Genomic DNA, 21,403 nt, shown 5'->3' with positions numbered 1-21,403 from the left:
TGATCTTTCACGGCGTCGACGACTTCAAGATGGCAGCGAAAGCACTCGGCGCAGACACAACCGAAATGCATCAGAGCAAGAAGGCGCCATTCCATATGCATTCTGTAAATCAGCGTGCGAAATTGGACTCCACCAAAGGTGCAGACCGGCGGCCGCTGCCTCTCAGCGGTGCGCTGCTACCTTCCTAAGTAGGTGTTCTAAGCTAGTTCCGGCTGTGCTACTCTTCCCGCGCAACATGTGCTGGGGGGTACAGTGCAAATCCTGTCTTCGTTGAGAACCACCAGCAGTCTAGCGGCTGCACTGCTCTTGATCGGTTGCGTGGAGAGCGAGCCACTCAATCAGATGCCCGCCAACTTTAAACCCGAAAAGCCGCTGGATGACATCTACTATACAGGAGAGAACGAGAAGGTGCAGGTCTTCACCGTCCGTCATGATAGGCAAGGACTCTACCAGATTGCGTTTCCCGCTCCCGACAAAGACCCTGCAGACGTGCATTTCGGAGCCCTTGGCATATTCGGCTGTTTGCAATGTGGTGTGAAGGGAGAGGAAATAAACGCTGTGGCTCTTATGCCCAAGGATGGGGATACCATATTCGGCTATCTCCAGTTCACAAAGGGGCACTGGGTTCTGAACGTACCGACCATCTCGGAGGACAAATTGTCCGTTGTCCAGAGCCTCGCCAGAAAACACGATCTTGCAATAACGAAAGACGCTCTGGGGATATACAAGATTGCAGGGGATCTGACGTTCGAGAACCTGACGGGCTTCTTCAGAGACCCCGCGTACTGGGTCAGCACCAAGCCCTCGCAGATCATGGTTCTAAATCGGTTCGGGTGTGAAATGGCCAAAGCGGCGCTCAAGCGAGCCAAGACCGTTGCAGATGAAGAATGCACAGCGGAATTCTTGTGCTCTTATGATACCGACTCAATTCAGGATGCCGCCGAGCATTTGGCCAAAGCCTGCGATGGCATAGAGCGCAACGGCCTATCCCGCGGACAGACAGTCAAAGAGATGGAGCGATTGCAGAACAGGGTGGCGAGCGAGATCTACGATTTCGAGAACAATTCCGAACGAGAATTTTGGTAATTCGAAGTCTCGTTTCCAGTCTCTATTTGTGTCAAAGAGACGCGACATTGACAGCAAGTTTGAAATGCGACGGTGACGCGCCGGTGCGCGCCTGCAGCGAAAGACTGAGCCATGTTGCGAGCCATTTCCCGGGAGGGCAGCACGGGTCGAACTGTCGCCGCCTGCAGCGTTTTTTCCAGTCGATCCGGCTGGATCAGGCGGTTGTCGCGCAGCTCGTGGTGCAGATGCTGAACCCGTCGCGGCCCGAATGCTGGCGCTCGACCGCACCAACTGTCCTCGACGCCTGCCAGGATAATTCGCCTATATGTTGAGACAGACGGGATATTGGGCTCAATGGTCAAGACGACAGCCGCAAGCAAGACTTTCCGAATACTCAGCCTCGATGGTGGTGGCGCCAAGGCGTTCTACACGCTTGGCGTTCTCGCCGAGGTTAAGGCGGCTGCGGGCAAGCGCTTGCACAAAGTTTTCGCCCTCATCTACGGCACTAGCACAGGCTCGATCATCGGGACTCTGCTGGCGACTGGCAAAGCGTCGAAGACATTCATGTCCTTTACAAAGAGTACGTGCCAACCGTCATGAAGCAGCGATCGCGCGACGCCAAAACCGCGGCACTGGCGAAGCTGGCGCAGGAGGTCTTCCAAGACAGTGGTCCCGAAGCTCTGAAAACTGGCGTCGGCATTGTAACGACGAACTGGCAGACCGAACGCCCGATGATCTTCAAGGCCGATGTGGGACAAGCCCACGGGCGCCAAGCTTCGTTTGTTCCTCTGTTCGGCTGTAAGCTCAGGGATGCCGTTCAAGCATCCTGTTCGGCCTAGAGACGTCGACGTCGTCACGGCCCTGCAGGCCGCCAACGACGGGCCAAAACGCATTGGAGGTTCTCGACCAGGCAGTTGGATGGCACCGGCTGCTCAGAATGACGCCTGAGCTTGAGACGATGATCGAGGACAATGAGACATCGCCCCTGACCTTAGCGGCCGAGCTATATGCGACCGTCAACAAGTACGCCGGAGGAGAGCCAACTCGTAAGAGCGCTGAAGATCGTCGAATAGGCCTTTTGGATCCAGGCGATAACCGCCTTTCTCACAGATGCTGGTGTCATGGTTCCCTCCAGACTGCCTCGGTGCGATCGCCGAAGGCCATCCCACCTACTTCTCATCCTCGGGCGCGCCCTTTTTAAGAGGTGCATTCGGGAAATGTGGTCAAGAGTCGGGACTAATGATGCCAAAGCGATTTCCAAAATCCATTCTGAAGTGCCTGACGCACCCGCACTGGGATCGTCTCGAAAACGAAAGCCTCAAGGGCACAATCTCATCACCGATAGGCCGCACGGACCCCGTTCGCGCACGGGGCGCTGATGGGCCGGCCGGAATGGGAGTTTCTCACAGGCTGCCTAAGGGCACGAAGAGCAGATGAGGAAAGGCAGACATGCGCCTCCTGGGCCACGCGGACTTTCAGCCGTCGACACGACTGGCGAGACGCACTTAGCGCCCTCCCGAGTTCCCTCAATTGCTAGGCGGTGCGCTATCCCGCGAGCCCGCAAGAGTGCGGACATTCAGGGATCCCCAGGTGCCTGGCGTCATAGCCTTAGACAACCGTCGCTATCGCCACACGGCGACCAGCAGGCGTTTGGATTTCCGTTCGGTCATCGCCTGAGCCCGGCCGTAAAAGCCTTCACCCGGGCGGCGTCGACCTGGTTCCACCAGACGCCGTCGTGCTTCAGCGCGCTTGCGATGATGACACCGTCGACGATGCCAAGGATGTCGTTGGCGTTGTCGGGCGTCACACCGCTACCGACTAGTGTAGGGAGGCCGGCGGCGTCCTTGATGATGCGGATGTAAGTTAGATCTGCGGCGTGCCCGGTGCGCTGACCTGTTGCGATGATGGCGTCGGCGTCGAAGAAGGCCAGATCCTTGACCAATTCCTCCACCGGGCGGTCGCCAACGATGGCGTGCGCGCCATGCTTGACATGAGCATCGGCGAAAATTCGGATGCCGTTGGCGCGCAGCCGGGCGCGGTAGCGTGCTGCGCGGCCAGACTCGCCCTCTACGAAGCCCTCGTTGGCGACGTAGGCATTGGCCCATTGATTGACACGGACGAACCCCGCGCCAGCAGCACTGGCTATCGCAAGCGCCGGGATCGCGGCATTGGCTAGCACATTGATGCCGATCGGCTTGCCGAGTTCGCGGCGAATTCGATCGGATACGACCGCCATATAGGCTGCTGTCTCCGGTCCGATATCGTCAGGTTTTGCGAAGGGGATATCGCCATGGTTCTCAACGATCACGCCGTCGCATCCGCCATCGAGATAGGCGCGCGCATCGTCGAGCCCTCGCTGGTAGATCGCCTCTATCGCCTCGCCGTTATAGCGTGGCGCGCCGGGAAGTGGCGCAAGGTGAACGACGCCGATCACCACTTTGCTGCGGCCGAAAAGCTGGACGAGCGCGTCACCGCCTGATTGCCCGATCGGACGTGAGGGCTGTGTCATGAGAACTCCGTTTGATCGACGAGCGCTGCCATTTCAGACGCGGAAGGGCAGGATAACAATGTGCCCGGCCGTGTCACCGAGATTGCTGCGGCGGCGAGCGCGAACTTCAGCGCTGAGGTAACCGGCATCCCCTTTGCGAGCCCGCCGGCCAGACAGCCGCAGAACACGTCGCCAGCACCACTGGTGTCGATCGCCTCGACGTGGGGGGCCGGCAAATGAAGTGTTCCTGCCTGGTCCGGGCCAAGCACAAGACAACCCTTGGCGCCGAGCGTGATCACGACTTTCCCGGCGCCTTTCGCCGTGAGAGCGCCGGCCGCTAGCGCCATGTCTGTCTGACCGGTCAGCGCTTTCGCCTCGGATTGATTCACCACCAACATGTCTGCCAGGCCGAAGTCAGGCATAGCGGCCTCATCGATAGGGCTGGCGTTCAGAATGGTGCGCGCACCATTTTCCCGTGCCGCCCTCAGGCAGGTATTTGTCGCGGCGCGTCGCAGGTTCCCCTGGCAGACAAGGATGTCGCCAGGCGTAATCCGGTGCGCAAGCGTCGTTTGCGCGATCGGATCGAATGCTTCGCTGCAGGCAACGCCACTGACGATGAAGTTCTCGCCGCCAGCATCGATGACGATACTCGAGCGGTCGCTCGGCAGCTCGAATTCGCTCACCCGCACGTCCGACAACTCCATGTCGAGCCGGCTCCTGATCCATGCGCCCACCGGGTCCTCGCCGAGCGCCGTCCACAGCATCACCGCCGCGCCTGTCCGCGCGGCTGCGACCGCCTGGTTTGCGCCCTTGCCGCCGAGACCGTCAGAATAGGCAACGGCGTTCAAAGTCTCGCCGGCGGCAGGGAAGCGGCCGAGGCGAAACGTCGTGTCGATACAGGCGTTGCCCACGACGTGGACGTGCATCGGTCAGTTCCCGCCGGTTGCCCAGCCAAGCATCTGCTCGAACAGGGTCTTGTAGCCTTCCCAGGCGATGAACTCCGGCGGCAGCCAATGCGGTCCGACATCGGACGTCCAGGCCACGGTGCGGCCCTTGCCGTAGTTGCCGGTGACGAGCAGCGGCAGTGATCCATATTCCGACGACACGGTGGCCAGAACTTCCGCCCCGTCCTTCAGCGTCACCTCGTTGAAGCCGAGCAGCATTGGCCAGTCCGCACCGAGACCGTTCAGGATGGGATGGCCGGGCGAACCCTTCATCACAGGCGAAAAGCCCTCCGGGACCTCGACGCGGTCGTCGACCGCGAGGCAGTTCACCGGCAGCACGTCCTCGACCGGGGTCTTGCGATAGCGCGCGCCGCCGTTGATGCCTTGGAAGCTGTAATAGCCGCCGAACATCAGAAGTCCGCCGCCGGCGCTCACATAATCGCGCAGCAGACGCAGGCGGTTCGGCGTTCGCTTCGAGTGAACCCAGGTGTCGGGATGCAGCAACAGCGTGTTGGCGCCGATATCGGAAAGCACCACCGCGTTATACGCAGAGAGGGCTTCCATCGTTTGCGGAAAGCTGCGCTGCGCCTCATGCGCCGGCATGAAGGTGACGTCGAAATCGGTCGCACTCAGTGCCGTCAGCAGTTCGTCCGCGCCGGTGTGGTAAGTGACCGTCGGAAACTGGTCGAAGCCCTTGATATGGGTCGCCGTCGAGACCCATGATTCGCCGGCTAGCAGGATCTTCTTCTTGGACATTTTAACTCCGCAGTAGGTCTGGGCTGCCGCAAAGCTGGGCCGCCGCAATTCTTGGCCGTTTAATTCTGCTGCCCGAACACCGCCTTGGGATTGGCGATCAACATGCGGTCGATCGCTGCCTGCTCGACGCCATGCCGTTTCAGACGAGGCACGAAGTGCTTCAGGATGTAGCCGTAGCCGAAGCCGCCGAAGCGGGTTAGCATGATCTTGAGGAACACATCCTGGGAGAGAAGCAGCCGGTCCCCGAACCCCGCTTCGACAAGCGCCGCTATCGCTCGTGCATTCTCTTCATCGGAGGGCGATTGCGCATTCTGATCGGCATAATAGTAGTCCATGCCGATCATATCGTATTCGAGGAACGCGCCGCGCCGGGCGAGGCTTGTCTGGTAGCCCAGATCGTCGTGGCTGGGATTCATGTGGCAGAGGACGGTGTGACGCAGATCGGCGCCCTCGTCCTGCACGACATCGAGCACCTCGTGCGCGAGGCGCTCCCAGCCCGGCAGATGGATTGACAGCGGCACGCCCGTGATGCGCGAGGCTCGGGCGGAAGCTCTCAGCGACTTTCTTTCCTCGGCGGTGAAGTCCTTGCTGACGCCGACCTCGCCGATCAGGCCGGCCATGATTGGCGGCTGCGTCTCGCCCCCACCGACATCGTTGACAATGAACTCGGTCACCGCGTCGACGTCCATCGCCTTCAGCCATTCGGGATGGGTGTGCTCGAGATAGAAGCCGGTGCCCATGACGATCTTCAGACCGGACATGCGGCTGATGCGGGCAAGCTTGTCCGGCTCGCGGCCGATACCAATATTGGTCGCGTCGACGACGGTGTGCCCGCCGAGCGCGCGATAGCGTTGCAGCTCCGACAGCGCCAGGTCGCTGTCGTCAAGCGAAACGTTGTCGCGGTTCACGTAAGGGTTCATGCGCAGTTCGCCGATAATCTCGATGTTCACCGGCTGCTCGGCGAGCGCCATATCGTCCGGATGACAAGGACATTTCCAGGTGCGCCCGCCGTCGAGCAAGATGTGCTCGTGCATCAGGGTAATCCCCATCTCGTCGACAGGGATGGGGCCGAGCACCGTCATCACATGGCCGGTCTCAACTCCGATCTCCAGCCGTTGCTTGCGCGGCGCGTTATCGAAGAGACTATTCATGAGCTCAACGGCTCCGAACGGCGCCGCGGAACAGGCGGAAGTTCAGCCAGATGGCGATCAGAATGATCGTGCCGGTCACGATCGGCGTCAGGAAGGGCGACAGGTGCGCCAGGATCAGGCCGTTGCCGATGACGGCCACAGTAAGTGCGCCGAGCACCGTGCCAATGATGGTTCCGCGGCCGCCGAACAGACTGGTGCCGCCAAGCACAACGGCGGCGATCACCTCAAGCTCGAAGCCTTGCCCGGCATTCGAAGATCCGGATCCGAGTCGGGCAGCAATGATGATCCCCGCAAGCGCCGCCGCGGTGCCGGAAATCACATAGACGAAAAGGGTCATCAGCCGCGTGTTCACGCCGGCGCGTCTCACCGCTTCGGTGTTGGCCCCAATGCCGGTCACATAGCGGCCGAACGGCGTCTCGTTGAATGCCAGATAGGCGATCGCGAGGATCGCGACCGCGATAAGCGCCGGCACCGGCACGCCGAGAAACCAGGCGCGGCCAATGACCGTGAAAGAGCTTCCCGGCTCGACGGGGATGGAATAGCCGCCGGTGATGAGCAGCGCCACGCCACGGATTACCGAGAGCCCGGCAAGCGTGACGATGAAGGCCGGGATGCCCTCATAGGCCACGAAATAGCCTTGCATCGCGCCGAGAAGGGCACCCAGCGCAAGCATGGCGAGGATGACAGCCGGCCATGGCAGGCCGAACTGAAGCAGTGTCGCCGACAGCGTTGCCACTAGCGCCAGCACGGAGCCGACTGAAAGATCGATGCCGCCCGTGGTGATGACGAAGGTCATGGCCGCGGCAACGATCAGCAGCGGCGCCGACTGGCGCAGGATGTTCAACAGATTGGGCGATGTCAGGAAGGCGTTGGTCGCTACCGAGAAAATGATGCAGACGACAAGAAAGAATAGCGCAATAGACACGACACTACCATTGGCGAGCATCGCTTCTCGCCATGTGGCTTCGCGCACCCTTCGGGACTGAGCGGAGTTGGTCGCTTCGCTCATATCGGTGCTCCATCGCGGTATCGACTGGCAGCGGAACGAGCATTGAATTTGCGGCCCACGATCAGATTGACCACGTCTTCAATATTGGTTTCGCCGATCAGCCGCTCGGCGACGTTGCGTCCTTCATACATGACTTGGATGCGGTCGCAGACGAGGAACAGATCCTGAAGGCGGTGGGTAATCAGAATAACGCTTACGCCGCGGGCGCTCACGGTGCGGATCAGGTCCAGCACAGCCTCGACCTCGGCGACGGCAAGCGCTGCCGTCGGCTCATCCATGATCAGCACCGAAGGCTCAAAAGAGGCAGCCCGGCCGATCGCGATCGATTGTCGCTGCCCGCCGGACAGGTTTTCGACCTTGAGCCGCGTGTCGGCGATAACGATGCCGAGGCGGTCGAGCATCTGGCGCGTTTGCTCATGCATGCGCTTCTTGTCGAGAAAGGAGATGCCGGCGATGTGCCGGCGCGGCTCGCGGCCGAGAAACAGATTACCGGCGACATCGATCGTGTCGCATAGCGACAGGTCCTGATAGACCATCTCTACACGCGCTGCACGGGAGTCCGCCGGCGAGTTGAAGGTCACCGCCATTCCATCAATCTCGATCGTGCCGGCGTCGGGGATCACCGCTCCCGACAGCACCTTACTCAACGTCGATTTTCCTGCGCCATTGTCGCCGACCAGGCCCAGGACCTCGCCCGGCTTCAGCGTCAAGGACACGTCATCGAGCGTCTGGATGGCGTTGTAGCGCTTTGAGATCCCGCTCATGCGCACCCGGTAGGTCTCGCTACTGCTCATCTTGAATACACGCCATTTTGCAAAAGCATCTGCGGCGTAGCTTCAGGCGGCGCCGCAGGATCGGCCGTCGATGCAGCTTACTTGAACATCGCGCGGTATTGGTCGACGTTCTTCTTGGTCACGATCGTCACCGGAATGTTGATGATCGGGTCGACCTTTTCGCCCTTCTTTAACTTAGTCAGCGCTTCGACTGCTGCCTTGCCTTCGCCGGCCGGATCCTGCTGGACCACCGCCACCACCCAGCCATCGTCGATGCCCTGAACCGCCTGCTTGGTGAGGTCCCAGCCAAACACCTTGACGTCGCCGGTGCGGCCCTGGCTGGTTACGGCGGAAACAGCACCCAGCAACGCCGGCTCGCCGGTCGCATAGAGCGTCGTCATGTCCGGATTGGCGGTCATCAAATTCTCCGAAGCGCTTAACGCCGTCTCCTGAACGTTCTGACCGTCGACCGTATCGAGAAAAGTGATCGCCTCGCCGCTATCGGTGACGGCCTTCTTGAAGCCGTCGAGCCGCTGGTTCTGGATGAAAGAATTGAGCGCGCCGATGATGCCGATCTTGGCTTTGCCGCCCATCTCGGTCTTCACATAGTCGGCGTAGAATTTGCCGATATCCGCACCAGCCTTGGTGTTGTCGACCCCGATGAAGGCGACGTTATCGCCGTTCGGGATCTGCGCATCGATGGCAACCACGGGGATGCCGGCCGCCTTGGCAGCAGTGATCGCAGGCTTGACGCCGTTCACGTCGATGGCGACCAGGATGATGCCATCGACTTTCTGTGTGATGTAGGTCTCGATCGCGTCATTTTGCGCGCTCGGGACGTTGTTGGCATTGAAGATGACGAGCTTGGCGCCGGCGGCATCGGCCGCCTTCTGCGCGCCCTCATTGATCTGGTTGAAGAACAGGGCTTGCTGGTTGATGTTGACGAGAGCGAACGTGTCGGCGAGAGCTGATCCCATGGCTGTCGAGCCAATGGCAATGACGGCCGCGCAACCGACGAGAAGTTTGAACAGACGCATTTGCGATTCCCCTTGCTTGCGGGCCAAACCTCAATTTGCTTGGTCCCATTGGTGCTACAGGCACGAGGCAACAATTCAAGACACTTGAATATTTGTCAATGAGTTTGAACGATCGAAACGCAATCAGAAGGTCGCCGGCGTGTTGACCCAAAAAATGCTCGCGCGCTCCTTCCCAACGTTGCGGTAATGATGCGGCAATTCCGACCTGAACACGAAGGCGTCGCCAGCAGTGAGGTCATGGTTCTTCCCATCGACGATCAGCTCGATCCGACCCGTAAGCACATAGCCGACTTCCTCGCCGACATGCTGGATCGGACCTTCGCTCTCGCCTTCTGGCTCTATGTGATGGATATTGCACTGGAGCAGGTGACCGGACGAATACGGGATGACGCGTTCCAGTGAGATGCCATCGCCGCGCCTCAACGCGTCCAGTGTGATCAACGGTCGCGCACCTGCCCGGAAGACGATCGCCTCGTCATCGTCGACCTCCTCGAACATCCAGCCGATATTAGTGTCCAGAACCTCGACCAGGCGGTGAAGCATGGGCAGCGATGGCGAAGCCTTTCCGTTCTCGATCTTGGACAAAAGGCTTTCAGAGCAGTTCGCAGCGGTGGCCAGCGACTTTAGCGTCATGCCGCGCGTTTGCCGAGCGAGGCGCAACCGCGTTCCAAGGCGCACGGCATTTACGGTGCCGCCCATTTCGTATTCTGGCCGTCGCCGATCGATCTTGTTCATCCGTTCGCCAAGCATTCAACCATCAAGGGAGGACTGACTGTCGCGCGAGCAAAAGACAGCGGCGGCCGATTTGCAAGCGGTGATCTGCCAATTTCGACTTGAAATGGGAGCGCGTTGCCCGATCGAGCGGCTTGATTCGAGTCAGCCGTCAACCTGCTGACTGCCACTTGACGCTGATGCCGAGCTTGGCGCCGATGGATCGGCTGTCGCCGAACTCTTTCAGGCTCGACTTGGCGAAGGCCTCGCCGAAGACGGTGCAGCGGTCCTCGTTCCAGCTCAGTGACCACCGATACCCAGCCCGCCCCATAGCGGCTGGTCGCGTTCGTGCAGGGTTGAACCAGGCGCGGCAGCGCGCTACTCGCGCCTAAGATGGGCCGGCGACCACCAAACCACAGTCGCTGGGCTGAAACGTTGCGGTCCGCCCAAGACGTGACGGCACCGGCGCAATGCACCGGCGCCAGTTGCGGCGTTTCCTGTAACTTCGTCGTGACCCGAGCCTGTTGGCGGAACAATCGGATCAAGCTCCAGTTTGGCGCAGGGTTTGCAGGCAAACGACGGATGGATGGAGCATGCCATGAAATTTCCGCCTAGCACGACGGCTGCGGCCGCCGCCTTTATAGTTGTGACTTTTCCTGCGCTCGCCCAGACAAGCGGAACACCGGCGCCGACGACACCAGCGCCCGCTCCGGCGACCGAACAGCCCGGCGCCGGGCAGTTGCCGGATGCGAACGGACAAGCGGGTGGCCCGACACATGAAATGATCCGGCAAATGGTCGAGCAAGCGGTCCAGGAGAAGCTGCAACAGGATCGCGGTTCTAACGAAGGTTACCGTCATGAGGACCGCGACAACGAAGCTGGCGGCGGCGAGGATGCTGAGCATCCCGACGTAGCCAACCGTCACGGCGACCGCTGGCAAAATCACGGTGACTGGGGCCAAGGGCATCGAATGGCTGGACAGCGCGGTCACCGCATGATGCGCGGCGCCGGGATGCGCCTGATGCTTGGCTTGCTGGACACGGATGGCGACGGATCTCTATCGGAGAACGAGGTTCAGGACGCGGTAGGCAGGATCTTCTCTGCCGTGGACGAGAATGGTGACGGGAAGATCGACCTAGACGAAATCCAGTCCTTCATACATGGCTCTAGCGGTGAAGACATGTAGCAATTTTCCTTCGAGCAGGAAGTTTTCAGTCGCGGTCCCGCGGGTGAAGAACGCATTGACGAACATGAACCGGCGGGAGGCCTTGCGGGTTACCTGCTCGGGTTCGGACTGGCCATCCTGCTCACCATCTCCTCGCGGCGCAGATTGACTTGATCTACCAACCGGCGGTGATTTCGGCCCTGACGTGCTTGCCATCGCGTAGATGGGCGCTAACCTTGTCGTCTTCCTGCACATCACCACCGCCAGGGCTATGGGCAAAGTTGCAGCCGCAGATTGCCGGGAACCGTCAGGCTGTCAATCATCAATCGTCAGGCCCATTCGGCGAATGAGCCAAGGCATCGTAAGGCCCTGGACGAAGATCGAAAAGGCGACGACAGCAAAGGCCGTAACGATGATTTCGCCGCGTTCGGCTATGCCTATGGGCAGTGCGAGGGCCAAGGCCAGAGCGAGCGAGCCTCGCAGTCCTCCCCAGACCAAAATGTGCTGATACTTCAGATCAACCTGGAGTGCGGTTCCGGCGAGCAGGCCACAGAGCGGGTAGATGGCCAGCACCCGGCCAAGGAGTACGAGTAGGACGGCAATCGCCGAGCCTACGGAAAAAATCCCCAAAGGCTGGTGCGCTTCATGGCCGCCGATCAGAATGAACACGATTGAGTTAGCCAGGAACGCTGCATATGCCCAAAAGGCAAGGACGTGGCTCCGCGCATTGGCGGAAATTGCCCCCTTCCAGCCGACATTGCCGACCAGCAGACCGGCCGTGAGGGTGGCGAGCACACCGGACATGCCGAACTTCTCAGCGATAAGAAAGGAGCCGTAGGCAGCAATGGTCGTCAATGTGATTTCCACCAGATGATCTTCAGTTCGTCCCGCTATCAGAAGAAGCACCGCTGCCACGAGCGCGCCCATGGCCACGCCGCCTGCCACCGTCCAGGCAAATGACGACGCTATTGCCAAAGGCGTAGCGCTGGCGCCAGCAGCAATCGACAGCAAGATCACGAAGCCGACGGCCGCCGCACCGTCGTTAAGCAGGCTTTCGGACTCCACCAAGAGCCCGAGGCGAGGTTGCACTTTCATCTCTTTGAAGGCAGCCAGAACCGATACCGGGTCCGTGGCGGCGATTAGAACCCCGAACAGGCTCGCGCCGATCCAGCCCCATCCAAGCAGTAAATGCATGCCGGCCGCCACAGCCGCTGCGGCGATGGCGACCCCTGGAAAGGCGAGCAGTGCTGTCACCGGGAGATTTACCCTGAAGTGACGCCATTCAATCTCCAGCGCCGCCTGAAAAATCAGCGGCGGCAGGAATACGGTAAAGATCAGATCACGACTGAGAGGCAGTTCGGCCACGCCCGGCAGGAAGCTCAGCGCAATGCCAGCCGCAACCAAGCCGACGCTGTAGGGCAGCCGCAGACGCCTCGAGATTATGGCAACCAGTGAAGCCGTGAGCAGGATCATCCCTAAGGTGGCGATAGACAAATCATCCATTGTGCCTCCGGGTCAGCTGCGGAAGTGCATTGGAACCCGCTCACCGCCTATAGGTTACGCCAGTCGACCTTGGGCGGGGCGAAGAACAAGATGGGATGACCACCGCACGCAGGACCAACCTGGCAGGATGGTCAGGGCACGCAACTGCTTATAGCTCATTAAAAATCTGGGCACCATCCGACACGAAGAGATCAGTCCTATTGACGCTGGACGGCTGAGTGCTCGCTACGCGGGGCCCGGCTCGCCCAGTGACTTGCCAATGTAATGTACGACGCCACTAAAACCAGATGCGACCTTCGACCATGTGGGTAATCCTGCTGGAAACAATTGCTGCGGCATTGAGCTCACAAAAATTGGAGCTATGCGGCGACGCCGGCTGGCTGCCGCTGGCAGGCTGCTCATTGCGGTAATCAATATCTTGAAGGCGGTGCCGCCGAGCAGCGGAGGCATGGGGCCCGACAGCACTTCCGGCCAGAAGCGGAGCGTTGTCAGGAGCATCTTGTGTGCGCTGCGAGCGTTCCTTCGCTGTGCTTCAGGAGCTTCAGGAGCTTAAAGAGTTCAAATAAACTTGACCGCGCATTCGGAACAAAGCCACCTCGTTGTTGTTCGCAACCATATGCAACGCCATTGGGGAGGAATTCATGCAACAAGGCTCCGGATCCAGTCGGCACGTTCGATGGTGCTATGATCATTATCGATCCTATAGGCGATCAGACAACACCTTCCAGCCCTATAACGGCCCTCGCCGACAATGTCGGTCCCCATACGGATAACGTTCTCGACCGGCAAGTATCGCAACCGTCGCAGGCGCGGTGGCCGCATCGGCCCGAATGACACCAAGGAAGTACTTCATGTGGAGTTCAAGCGTGAATCGCGGAATAGCAATTGCCCTGGTCGTCCTTGTCGTCATTGTCGCAGCAATTCTCGTCCTGCGGGGTGGTGGATCCATGGGTGGAAGTTCGGGCGGAGAGACGCCACACGCGCTCGATCGTCGGCCGTAGCGTGGAATTCGTCGAACCCTCGCTAGGGCCTTCATCAGGTCGCGCTTCGATGCGGAGACGACAAACTCACACCTAATCAGGAGAGTGCGCGATGTATCGGCTCGTGCTGTCGGCAATCATTTTTGTCGTAGGAGCATTCCTCGTCGTCGGGGGCCTTTGGTTGGCGGTCTTGGGCGGCAGCTGGTTCTATTTGGTACTGGGTGCGATGCTCGCCACATCCGGGATTCTGATGGCGCGCCATAACCCAAAGGGCGTGGGGCTTTACGCTTTGGCGACACTGGTCACACTCTGCTGGGCACTATGGGAAGTGGGCTTCAACTGGTGGGCCCTCGCGCCGCGGGGCGGGCTCATACTGGTAATCGGCGTTCTCGTGCTCCTGCCAGCCATCATAAACATACCCAACCGCTCCGATCGGGCGGCGGTAGCGTCCAATCGGAGCGGCACAAGCTTTGATGTCAATAATGCCGCTTTGGCGGCGGTGATCGTGTTGGCGGCTGCCGCAGGCATTTGCTCGATGTTTCAGGATCCAGAGGATGTTGCTGGCACTTTCGATCACGACCGCATGGGGGCGGTGTCGTCTTCAGGCGACGGCACCCCGCCAGGACAATGGGTCGCCTATGGACGGACCTCGATGGGCCAGCGCTACTCGCCCTTAGCCCAGATCACTCCGAAAAACGTCGGCAACCTGCAGGTGGCGTGGACATACAAGACAGGGCAGATACGCGGGCAGAATGATCCCCAGGAGACGACCTATGAGGTCACGCCGCTGATGGTCAACGACACCGTATACATCTGCACCCCGTTCAGCACAGTGATAGCGCTCGACCCAGACACAGGCAAAGAGAAATGGCGGTTTGATCCTAAGCTCAAAGAGCCGCCCCAGGCGACTACTCAACACATGACCTGCCGAGGGGTCGCGTATGAGGAGGTCACGCCGGCCGACCTGCCCCCCAACGTTTCACTCGCGCCGGATGTCGCCGGGGCGCCCGTGCAGGCTGGCGCCGATCTCCAGCAGAGCGTCGACGAAATTACAACGCAGGCCGCCGGGGTGCCGCAAAATGTGGTGACTGGACAGGCACAGCCTGGGGCTCCCAACCCGGTCATCAATCGCGATCAGCCGCCAGCCAGCGTGAGCTTGACCCGCGAATGCATGAAGCGGCTTTTCGTCCCGACATCGGACGGCAGGCTTATCTCGATCAGCGCCGAGACCGGCAAGATCTGTCCGGGGTTTGGCGGCGCTGACGGCACCGTCAATCTGTGGGCCAACATGCCCAACGTGACGCCAGGTTCTTTCTATTCGACGTCGCCTCCCGTCATCACTCACGACCTTGTCATCGTTGCGGGAGCGGTCAATGACAACGTGGCAACCACCTCTCCATCTGGAGTGATCAGAGCCTTCAACGCCTATACGGGCGCACTTGTGTGGAATTTCGACAGCAAGAACCCAGATGCCACCGGTCCTATTCCCAATGGTCAGACCTATTCCAACAATGCACCGAATTCATGGAGCGTCGCCAGCTACGACCCCAAGCTTGGACTCGTTTATTTTCCGATGGGCAACGAGTCGCCGGACCAGTTTGGTGCCAAGCGCGGACCCGAGGCCGAGCGGTTTTCGTCTTCGATCCTGGCGCTGCACGCAGACACGGGTAAGGTCGCCTGGGTCTTCCAGACGGTCCACCATGACCTCTGGGACTATGACGTGCCGGCTCAGCCGAGCCTAGTCGATCTCACCGTGGGCGGACAGGACGTTCCGGCTTTGGTTGCGCCGACCAAGCAGGGTGAAATATTTGTTCTGAACCGCCTCACCGGACAACCCATTCTGCCCGTCCAGGAAGAGCCCGCCCCGCAAGGTGCTGTGGACGGCGATCATACGTCCCCGACTCAGCCCCACTCCGCAGTGTCTTTCCGGCCGAAGGCACTTACCGGAGCGGATATGTGGGGCGTCACCCTCATAGATCAGCTCTATTGCCGCATCCGCTTCCGTCAGCTGAGATATGACGGGGTGTTTACGCCGCCTTCCACCGAGGGCAGCATTGTCTACCCGGGCAATTTCGGCGTCTTCAATTGGGGCGCGATTGCGGTGGACCCGCAACGAGACATTGCCTTTGCCATGCCTGTCTATCTGGCCTTCACATCTCAGCTTCTGCCTAGGCCGGACAACACGACCCGTGTCGTGAGTCAGAAGGGCGCCCCAGTGTTCAATGAAAATTTCGGCGCCCCTTATGCGGCCAAGATGGGGCCCTTCTACTCGTTTCTAGACCTGCCCTGTCAGCAGCCACCCTGGGGGTATGTCGCCGGGGTGGATCTGCGGACAGGCAAGACCGTATACCGCCATGTCAACGGCACGGTTCGCGACCTGTCGCCGATTCCGCTTCCCTTCAAAATGGGGGTGCCCGGAATTGGTGGGCCGATCGTGACGGCGGGCGGAGTGGCATTCCTAAGTGGAACGATGGACAACTATGTTCGCGGTTACGATCTTCGCACAGGGCGCGAGATTTGGCGCCAACGGCTGCCGGCGGGCGGGCAAGCAACACCGTCCACCTACCAGGCTGCTGACGGTCGGCAGTATCTTGTCGTTGTCGCCGGCGGTCATGGGTCTACTGGCACCAAAGCAGGAGATTCGGTAATCGCCTACGCGCTGCCTCGCTAGAGCTTGGCTCAATGAGGCTAAACAGTGCGTTTTCAGAGCGCATCGGGCGAGCCGTATGCATGTCAGCTCAGTGGGCTGTCAGACCTCATTGGCAGCACCGTTACTGAAATCTCGCTCGACGAAGCATCTGTTCCAGATGCGGGTCTTGGGTCACGAAACGCGCGAGGAAACTTGGCCTTCGGGAAGCCTGGCTAGCTGAACGGAAAGCCCGCGACGGTGTTAGCCGTTGCCCCAACATCTCTGGCAGGCGGCGACTCGGGCCCAGGCGCGCGAACTTGTTTCTCTTCTTCGTCTGAATTGGGCCTCTTTACCGCGGAAAATAAAAGTCACGCAGGCTCAGCGCCTACATCATTCTGGGCCGGCTTAGCGCCGTGCGCTTTCAGCATCCCAGTGACTATCCGAAAGTTGGGGGCGGCGCTCGATCAGCGCCTGCGACGAGCTTTCCCCTAGAAGCTCCAGAACGCCGGCACGCGCACGGTTGAGGCGGCTTTTGATGGTGCCGACGGCGCAGCCGCATATTTCGGCCGTCTCCTCGTAGCTTACGCCCAGCACGCCAATCAGCATCAGGACCTCACGTTGGTGTGACGGTAAATTCTGGATCGCCTGATGTACTTCCCTACTTTGCACGGACCAGTCTTGCGAGGGCTGCGAGATTGGCCGGCTTGAGGCACAGTCGAGCAATCCAGGCGCTTCCCTGGCCGCCGCTTTGAGGCGGGTGTAGTGGGTGTTGCGCATGATGGTGAAGAGCCAGGACTTCAGGCGCGTGCCCGGCTCGAACTTTTCCAGATTGGCAAGCGCTTTGGTCAATGTCTCCTGGACAAGATCATCGGCATCGTCGGGCACGTGGCAAAATGTTCGCGCAAATGCGCGCAACGCAGGAATGAGATCGATGATGAAAGTCTCATCGATACCAGGGTTCGACAAGTCATGCTCTCTGGGTGACAATGTTCGGGCCCGAGCAAGTAGGAGTGAACGCGAGCAGATTAAGGGAAAGAATGCCCGAGAAAAAGGAACGTTCCTGTGTTCTGTCGCTCACTCGAAAGGTTTTGGCGGAGCCGCTCGGCGAAGGGAGCAGAAACATTCGATGGTCTTCTTCGATCTCGAGGTACCAGGGCGGCGAAGACGAACTGAGCGAACGACTGGCGCGCCTGCGTGACACATCCATCTGAAAGCCAATCTGCCAACTGTCTTTGGCTGCTGACCAATCGCGCTGATCAGCGAACCGTCCAGGAACTGTGTCAGTTCCTGACTGCCCTTTGTGCGACTTTTAGGCACAATGGTGAACGCCGATGCCGTCCGTGTTGACGCGGGCACTTAATCGACCGGACTTGTGCTCCCGCGGTGGGCACGCACGCAGCGACCTAATCCCTGGCGATCGCATGTAGGTTTTTAAGGAAGAGCTTCCGTCGGGGCAGCCAGGACGAGCATGGAACCTTCAAAGCCGGACTGCCAGCTCGGCGCGACTACCCAGACTCGATCGCTGCTTCAGAACCTGGTAGAACGCTCTGCCGGTTGAGGCGACTTCAAGCCCTGGCAAGAGCATTCCGGATCATCTGGAAGTTGTGCCGCGGTCTCCAGCGCAACCCGCGAGGCTGTCATAGAGAGCCTCGGCAACATATCCTCCTGCAGCAATTTCTGGCGACTGCGGTCCATATAGTCGTTGAAACCCGCGGTTACGAACGCGAAAGGCACGAAACACGCGCCGATCTCGCGCGACAGGGTGGCCTCGGGGGCGATGGAATGGTTGAGCACATCGGCTCCCATGCTTCGATACGCCAAGGCCTCGGCCGGGGTTGTCAGTCGAGGCCCGTAACAATGGGCAGCCACCAACTGCTGTTCGATGCCATGAACCCGGCATTCGGCTGGCCAATGACGGCGGGCCGTCTCAACCAGAACCGCGGCACATCTTGGACATACGATCTGCTTGCCTGAGCAGTCGAAGCTCTGGCGGTCTGGAAGCAGTGAAAAAGGCGTCTGCGTCAGTTCGATGATATCGGCAGTCACCACCATGTCGCCGGGTGGGATCGCTTTGTTGATGGCGCCAACGGTCGAGCAGGCCAGGACTTGTTTTACACCCGCATTCATCAGCACCCAGAACGCCCGGCGATGGCAGGAATGGTCGATATGGTCGCGTGGATTGCCGTGCGAATACATGCACAACGCACTTTTCGTTCTGCCTTCCGCGGTAATTGAGGCATCGAACTCGATCAGCTTCCAGTTGTCGCTGCGGCCGAAAGGCGTTTCAAAACTAATGTCACGCCGTAAGGTGCGCACACCATCGAATTCGATATCTTCCGGAAAGGCCAGTCCCCAGTTTGCCGACCCGGTGATTATAGCCAGTCCTACTTGAGGTATGTCCGCTGAATGATCCGCCGGAGCACTGACTGTTTGGTTTGTGAGCATATTTCCAATCCCGTCATGATTTTTGGCGTAAGGTCACGATCAAGACGACGACCACGACGGTGGCGGTCCACACCGTTGAGATCGCCGCGATGGTCGGATCGATCTGATCGCGCAGAGATATAAACATGAGCTTCGGCAGCGTGCTGTTTTGACCACTCGATACGAAGATCGAAATGACGGACTCGTCGAGCGAAGTCAGGAAGGCCATCAATATGGCCGACGGCAGACTGATCTGAAGCTGCGGGACAATTATGCCGCCGATGGCTCTCGCCCAGTTCGCGCCGAGGCTGCGCGCCGCCTGAACCTGGTTCCAGTCAAAGCGGGCCAGAGCGGGCAACAGCACAATGCACACGACAGGAATGGCCAACACGACATGCCCGACCAGCACACCGAACAGCGTTCCGACCAGATGTTGCGCCGCCAGCACAAAGAAGAGACCGATCGCAAGCAGGATTCCTGGCACGATGGACGGGGTGAGCAGAATGCCCTGAATGGCAACAGCGGCCTTTCCGCCAAGCCGGTTTAACGAAATACAGGCCAGCAGCCCCAGGGGCACCGCGAGCATGGCTGTCAATGTTCCAAGGATCAGGCTCGTCCTGAGCGCCGCCATCCATGTCGCCGAACCGAAAAAATGATCGTACCAGCGCAAAGAATATGCGCGTGGCGGGAACTCGAGAAGGTCGGACGCCGAAAAGGACAGCGGCACGACCACGAGCGTTGGCAGCATCAAGAACGCCATCACGAGTGCGGAAAAGCCCCACAGACAGATGCGCGAAAGCCTGTTGTCCGGATAAGCCTCAAGCATGGGCCGCACCGTTGCCCGTCAGCAGTCGCCGCGCCACCAGCAACATCACAGCGACCAGCGCCATGGTAACGAGGAGCAGAATGCCCAGGACGCTCGCCGAACCCCAATCCTGAAAGGTCGATAGCGTGCGCTCGATCCGGGTGGAGAGGGGATTTACCTTGCCGCCTCCAAGCACCGCCGGGGTAATGAAGAAGCCTAGCGTGTAGATGAAGACGATAATCGACCCCGAGAAGATGCCGCCGGCCGAAAGCGGCAGAATGACCGTGCGGATTGTTTGCCCGAGAGTGGCGCCCATGCTCGCCGCCGCACGAATGAGGTTGGCATCGATATCGCGCATCGCGGCATAAACCGGCAGCAGAAAGAGCGGCAGCATGTAGTGAATCATGCCGATGAGCGTTCCCGTGAAGTTGTAGACCAGCGGCAATGGCTCAGCTGTCAGGCCTGAACCTGTCAACGCAGCGTTGATCAGGCCATCGCGCCGCAAGAGCACGAGCCAGCCATAGGTGCGCACCAGAATGGAGGTCCACAATGGCAGCATGACGAAGGCCATCAGCAAATTGGCCACTTTTGGTCTGGCGCTGGCCAGAGCGAGCGCCAGCGGGGTGCCAAGAAGAATGCAGATCGCCAGCGTGCCAAGGGACAGCTCAATCGTTGTAACGAGTGCCGACCATGTCAGACCGCTCGAAAGCACCTTGTCGTAGTTGCCGAGACTGTATTCGCCACCCGTGGTCAGGAACGATTGCCGGATGATCCACAGGATAGGCAGTATCGCCGCCAGCCCAACGATAAACAGCGCTGGCAGCGAAAGTGAGAGAAAGAACCGCCGCTCTCGTCTTGCATCTGCCGCGAGCGCGGGATCCACCAGGACGGTCACGTCCTTGCTCCCGGTATCGCGTGAACTTTTGCGGCTGGTGCAAAGGCGGTCATCGACTGGCCGGTGGCAAGCTCGGCGCAGCCGCTGGCCATGACTGCTGGAATGCAGACAAGAACCTCTTGCCCGCCGTCCAGCACAAGCGTCAGAAGCCAGTTCTCGCCGCGAAACACCTTGGCGCGCAGTGTTCCTTCGAGCGCGACGTCATCTCGTCCGACGAGCTTTGCATCAAGATGGAAGCTTTCCGCGCGGATCATCAGGGCTTCGGGCGATGCATGGGCGCGGTCGATTCTGCGCACCAAACCTGGAGCTATAATGTTTGCCTCGCCCATGAATTCCGCGACGAAGCGGGTCGATGGATGATTGTAAATACGCTGTGGCGTATCGATCTGTTGGATGCGGCCGGAATTCATCACGACGATCCTGTCAGACATAATCAGCGCTTCGCGCTGGTCATGCGTCACATAGATGGTGGTGATCCCCAAATCATCATGCAGACGTCTGATTTCATACTGCATGGTTTCGCGCAGGTTCTTGTCGAGCGCCGACAGAGGCTCGTCCATCAGCATCACGCGTGGCTCGAAGACGATCGCCCGCGCCAGTGCTACCCGCTGGCGCTGTCCGCCGGAGAGCGCGGCAATGTTGCGCTCCGACAGACCTTCGAGCTTGACGCGGGCCAAGGCCTCAAACGCCCGCTTCCGGACCTCCGCTCTCGGAGTCTTGCGCAACACCAACGGATATTCGACGTTCGACAGGACGTTCATATGCGGAAACAAAGCATAGTTCTGAAACACGATACCGATCTCCCGCTTGTTGGGGGCCAGGCGGGTGATGTCCCGATCCCCCAACAAGAGTTTACCGCCATCGGGCCGGACAAACCCAGCCAGGGCCATGAGCAACGTGGTCTTGCCCGATCCGGACGGCCCCAGCAGGGTGAGGAATTCGCCAGCCTTGATGTCGAGCGAAACATCGTCCAGCGCGACGTAGGACCCATAGGTTTTGCGAACGCTGTCGATGGTGATCGCGAGCGACTTCATCATGTGCTCCGGCCTTAGCGCTGATATGTTCGAG

20 protein-coding genes and 1 pseudogene are annotated in these 21,403 nt (G+C 59.8%); 7 read left to right on the top strand and 14 right to left on the bottom strand.

The window, feature by feature from the left end:
• Positions 1-270: 270 nt before the first annotated feature.
• Genes FJ428_RS22345 through FJ428_RS30515 form a run of 4 tightly spaced genes read left to right on the top strand, consistent with a single transcriptional unit; the run spans position 271 to position 1,904 of the window.
• Positions 271-1,086 carry a hypothetical protein gene (locus tag FJ428_RS22345; RefSeq protein ID WP_140880215.1) on the top strand — a complete coding sequence of 272 codons (816 nt, stop codon included), beginning with the start codon at positions 271-273 and terminating at the stop codon, positions 1,084-1,086.
• A gap of 47 nt (positions 1,087-1,133) precedes the next feature.
• Positions 1,134-1,397: a hypothetical protein gene (locus tag FJ428_RS22340; RefSeq protein WP_140880214.1), complete on the top strand. Its 264-nt coding sequence runs from the start codon at positions 1,134-1,136 to the stop codon at positions 1,395-1,397.
• Positions 1,398-1,419: 22 nt separating this feature from the next.
• The gene (locus FJ428_RS30520) at positions 1,420-1,665 is read left to right on the top strand and encodes a patatin-like phospholipase family protein (protein ID WP_210242253.1); all 246 of its coding nucleotides are present in this window, start codon (positions 1,420-1,422) and stop codon (positions 1,663-1,665) included.
• On the top strand, positions 1,662-1,904 hold the full coding sequence (locus FJ428_RS30515) for a hypothetical protein (protein WP_210242252.1): 243 nt from the start codon (positions 1,662-1,664) through the stop codon (positions 1,902-1,904). The genes FJ428_RS30520 and FJ428_RS30515 overlap by 4 nt, the downstream gene beginning before the upstream one ends.
• 827 nt (positions 1,905-2,731) lie before the next feature.
• Here FJ428_RS30515 and FJ428_RS22330 read toward each other — a convergent pair.
• The 8 genes from FJ428_RS22330 to FJ428_RS22295 form a co-directional block, all read right to left on the bottom strand.
• Positions 2,732-3,574 (bottom strand): BtpA/SgcQ family protein, encoded by an 843-nt coding sequence (locus FJ428_RS22330; protein WP_140880213.1) that lies wholly within the window; start codon positions 3,572-3,574, stop codon positions 2,732-2,734.
• The gene (locus FJ428_RS22325) at positions 3,571-4,479 is read right to left on the bottom strand and encodes a PfkB family carbohydrate kinase (protein WP_140880212.1); all 909 of its coding nucleotides are present in this window, start codon (positions 4,477-4,479) and stop codon (positions 3,571-3,573) included. The genes FJ428_RS22330 and FJ428_RS22325 overlap by 4 nt, the downstream gene beginning before the upstream one ends.
• 3 nt (positions 4,480-4,482) lie before the next feature.
• Positions 4,483-5,253, bottom strand: a complete 771-nt coding sequence (locus FJ428_RS22320; RefSeq protein ID WP_140880211.1) for a glutamine amidotransferase — start codon at positions 5,251-5,253, stop codon at positions 4,483-4,485.
• Between the two features lie 59 nt (positions 5,254-5,312).
• Entirely contained in the window at positions 5,313-6,404 is a 1,092-nt protein-coding gene (locus FJ428_RS22315) for a phosphotriesterase (protein ID WP_140880210.1), read from the bottom strand.
• Between the two features lie 4 nt (positions 6,405-6,408).
• Positions 6,409-7,413 carry an ABC transporter permease gene (locus tag FJ428_RS22310; RefSeq protein WP_140880209.1) on the bottom strand — a complete coding sequence of 335 codons (1,005 nt, stop codon included), beginning with the start codon at positions 7,411-7,413 and terminating at the stop codon, positions 6,409-6,411.
• Positions 7,410-8,207, bottom strand: a complete 798-nt coding sequence (locus FJ428_RS22305) for an ATP-binding cassette domain-containing protein (protein ID WP_140880208.1) — start codon at positions 8,205-8,207, stop codon at positions 7,410-7,412. Before FJ428_RS22305 ends, FJ428_RS22310 begins: the two co-directional genes overlap by 4 nt.
• Before the next feature lie 77 nt (positions 8,208-8,284).
• Positions 8,285-9,223 carry a substrate-binding domain-containing protein gene (locus FJ428_RS22300; protein WP_140880207.1) on the bottom strand — a complete coding sequence of 313 codons (939 nt, stop codon included), beginning with the start codon at positions 9,221-9,223 and terminating at the stop codon, positions 8,285-8,287.
• A gap of 123 nt (positions 9,224-9,346) precedes the next feature.
• Positions 9,347-9,958: a cupin domain-containing protein gene (locus FJ428_RS22295; protein ID WP_140880206.1), complete on the bottom strand. Its 612-nt coding sequence runs from the start codon at positions 9,956-9,958 to the stop codon at positions 9,347-9,349.
• A 574-nt stretch (positions 9,959-10,532) separates the two neighbouring features.
• Between FJ428_RS22295 and FJ428_RS22290 the strand changes: the two genes are divergently transcribed.
• Complete coding sequence (locus tag FJ428_RS22290; protein WP_140825315.1) at positions 10,533-11,120, top strand: EF-hand domain-containing protein; 588 nt, start codon at positions 10,533-10,535, stop codon at positions 11,118-11,120.
• 294 nt (positions 11,121-11,414) lie between these two features.
• Here FJ428_RS22290 and FJ428_RS22280 read toward each other — a convergent pair whose 3' ends face one another.
• Positions 11,415-12,602, bottom strand: a complete 1,188-nt coding sequence (locus FJ428_RS22280; protein WP_140880205.1) for a cation:proton antiporter — start codon at positions 12,600-12,602, stop codon at positions 11,415-11,417.
• A 662-nt stretch (positions 12,603-13,264) separates the two neighbouring features.
• Here FJ428_RS22280 and FJ428_RS22275 point away from each other — a divergent pair.
• Positions 13,265-13,375 (top strand): annotated as a pseudogene (locus tag FJ428_RS22275) (BA14K family protein); the annotation flags it as partial.
• 319 nt (positions 13,376-13,694) lie between these two features.
• On the top strand, positions 13,695-16,253 hold the full coding sequence (locus tag FJ428_RS22270) for a membrane-bound PQQ-dependent dehydrogenase, glucose/quinate/shikimate family (protein WP_140880204.1): 2,559 nt from the start codon (positions 13,695-13,697) through the stop codon (positions 16,251-16,253).
• Between the two features lie 363 nt (positions 16,254-16,616).
• Here the strand turns inward: FJ428_RS22270 and FJ428_RS22265 are convergent, their stop codons facing one another.
• The 5 genes from FJ428_RS22265 to FJ428_RS22245 all read right to left on the bottom strand — a co-directional run bounded on the left by FJ428_RS22265 (position 16,617) and on the right by FJ428_RS22245 (position 21,369).
• Positions 16,617-17,177, bottom strand: a complete 561-nt coding sequence (locus tag FJ428_RS22265; protein WP_140880203.1) for a sigma-70 family RNA polymerase sigma factor — start codon at positions 17,175-17,177, stop codon at positions 16,617-16,619.
• A 561-nt stretch (positions 17,178-17,738) separates the two neighbouring features.
• A complete protein-coding gene (locus FJ428_RS22260; RefSeq protein ID WP_140880202.1) occupies positions 17,739-18,656 on the bottom strand; it encodes a 5'-methylthioadenosine phosphorylase in 918 nt (305 codons plus the stop codon).
• A gap of 13 nt (positions 18,657-18,669) precedes the next feature.
• Entirely contained in the window at positions 18,670-19,461 is a 792-nt protein-coding gene (locus FJ428_RS22255; RefSeq protein WP_140880201.1) for an ABC transporter permease, read from the bottom strand.
• Positions 19,454-20,335: an ABC transporter permease gene (locus tag FJ428_RS22250; protein ID WP_140880200.1), complete on the bottom strand. Its 882-nt coding sequence runs from the start codon at positions 20,333-20,335 to the stop codon at positions 19,454-19,456. The genes FJ428_RS22255 and FJ428_RS22250 overlap by 8 nt, the downstream gene beginning before the upstream one ends.
• A complete protein-coding gene (locus FJ428_RS22245) occupies positions 20,332-21,369 on the bottom strand; it encodes an ABC transporter ATP-binding protein (RefSeq protein WP_140880199.1) in 1,038 nt (345 codons plus the stop codon). Before FJ428_RS22245 ends, FJ428_RS22250 begins: the two co-directional genes overlap by 4 nt.
• Between the last annotated feature and the right edge of the window lie 34 nt (positions 21,370-21,403).

The sequence above is a fragment of the Mesorhizobium sp. B2-8-1 genome, assembly GCF_006440955.1.
Classification (GTDB): domain Bacteria; phylum Pseudomonadota; class Alphaproteobacteria; order Rhizobiales; family Rhizobiaceae; genus Mesorhizobium.
The sequence above is the reverse complement of the archived record's forward strand: the minus strand, read 5'-3'. Positions and strand labels throughout refer to the sequence as shown.

What these genes read in the sequence shown, in the direction of transcription:
- FJ428_RS22320 (WP_140880211.1), bottom strand. Translation starts at nt 5,253, where the DNA reads ATGTCCAAGAAGAAGATCCTGCTAGCCGGCGAATCATGGGTCTCGACG.
- FJ428_RS22325 (WP_140880212.1), bottom strand. Translation starts at nt 4,479, where the DNA reads ATGCACGTCCACGTCGTGGGCAACGCCTGTATCGACACGACGTTTCGC.
- FJ428_RS22280 (WP_140880205.1), bottom strand. Translation starts at nt 12,602, where the DNA reads ATGGATGATTTGTCTATCGCCACCTTAGGGATGATCCTGCTCACGGCT.
- FJ428_RS22310 (WP_140880209.1), bottom strand. Translation starts at nt 7,413, where the DNA reads ATGAGCGAAGCGACCAACTCCGCTCAGTCCCGAAGGGTGCGCGAAGCC.
- FJ428_RS22330 (WP_140880213.1), bottom strand. Translation starts at nt 3,574, where the DNA reads ATGACACAGCCCTCACGTCCGATCGGGCAATCAGGCGGTGACGCGCTC.
- FJ428_RS22270 (WP_140880204.1), top strand. Translation starts at nt 13,695, where the DNA reads ATGTATCGGCTCGTGCTGTCGGCAATCATTTTTGTCGTAGGAGCATTC.
- FJ428_RS30520 (WP_210242253.1), top strand. Translation starts at nt 1,420, where the DNA reads ATGGTCAAGACGACAGCCGCAAGCAAGACTTTCCGAATACTCAGCCTC.
- FJ428_RS22300 (WP_140880207.1), bottom strand. Translation starts at nt 9,223, where the DNA reads ATGCGTCTGTTCAAACTTCTCGTCGGTTGCGCGGCCGTCATTGCCATT.
- FJ428_RS22315 (WP_140880210.1), bottom strand. Translation starts at nt 6,404, where the DNA reads ATGAATAGTCTCTTCGATAACGCGCCGCGCAAGCAACGGCTGGAGATC.
- FJ428_RS30515 (WP_210242252.1), top strand. Translation starts at nt 1,662, where the DNA reads ATGAAGCAGCGATCGCGCGACGCCAAAACCGCGGCACTGGCGAAGCTG.
- FJ428_RS22295 (WP_140880206.1), bottom strand. Translation starts at nt 9,958, where the DNA reads ATGAACAAGATCGATCGGCGACGGCCAGAATACGAAATGGGCGGCACC.
- FJ428_RS22290 (WP_140825315.1), top strand. Translation starts at nt 10,533, where the DNA reads ATGAAATTTCCGCCTAGCACGACGGCTGCGGCCGCCGCCTTTATAGTT.
- FJ428_RS22245 (WP_140880199.1), bottom strand. Translation starts at nt 21,369, where the DNA reads ATGAAGTCGCTCGCGATCACCATCGACAGCGTTCGCAAAACCTATGGG.
- FJ428_RS22260 (WP_140880202.1), bottom strand. Translation starts at nt 18,656, where the DNA reads ATGCTCACAAACCAAACAGTCAGTGCTCCGGCGGATCATTCAGCGGAC.
- FJ428_RS22305 (WP_140880208.1), bottom strand. Translation starts at nt 8,207, where the DNA reads ATGAGCAGTAGCGAGACCTACCGGGTGCGCATGAGCGGGATCTCAAAG.
- FJ428_RS22255 (WP_140880201.1), bottom strand. Translation starts at nt 19,461, where the DNA reads ATGCTTGAGGCTTATCCGGACAACAGGCTTTCGCGCATCTGTCTGTGG.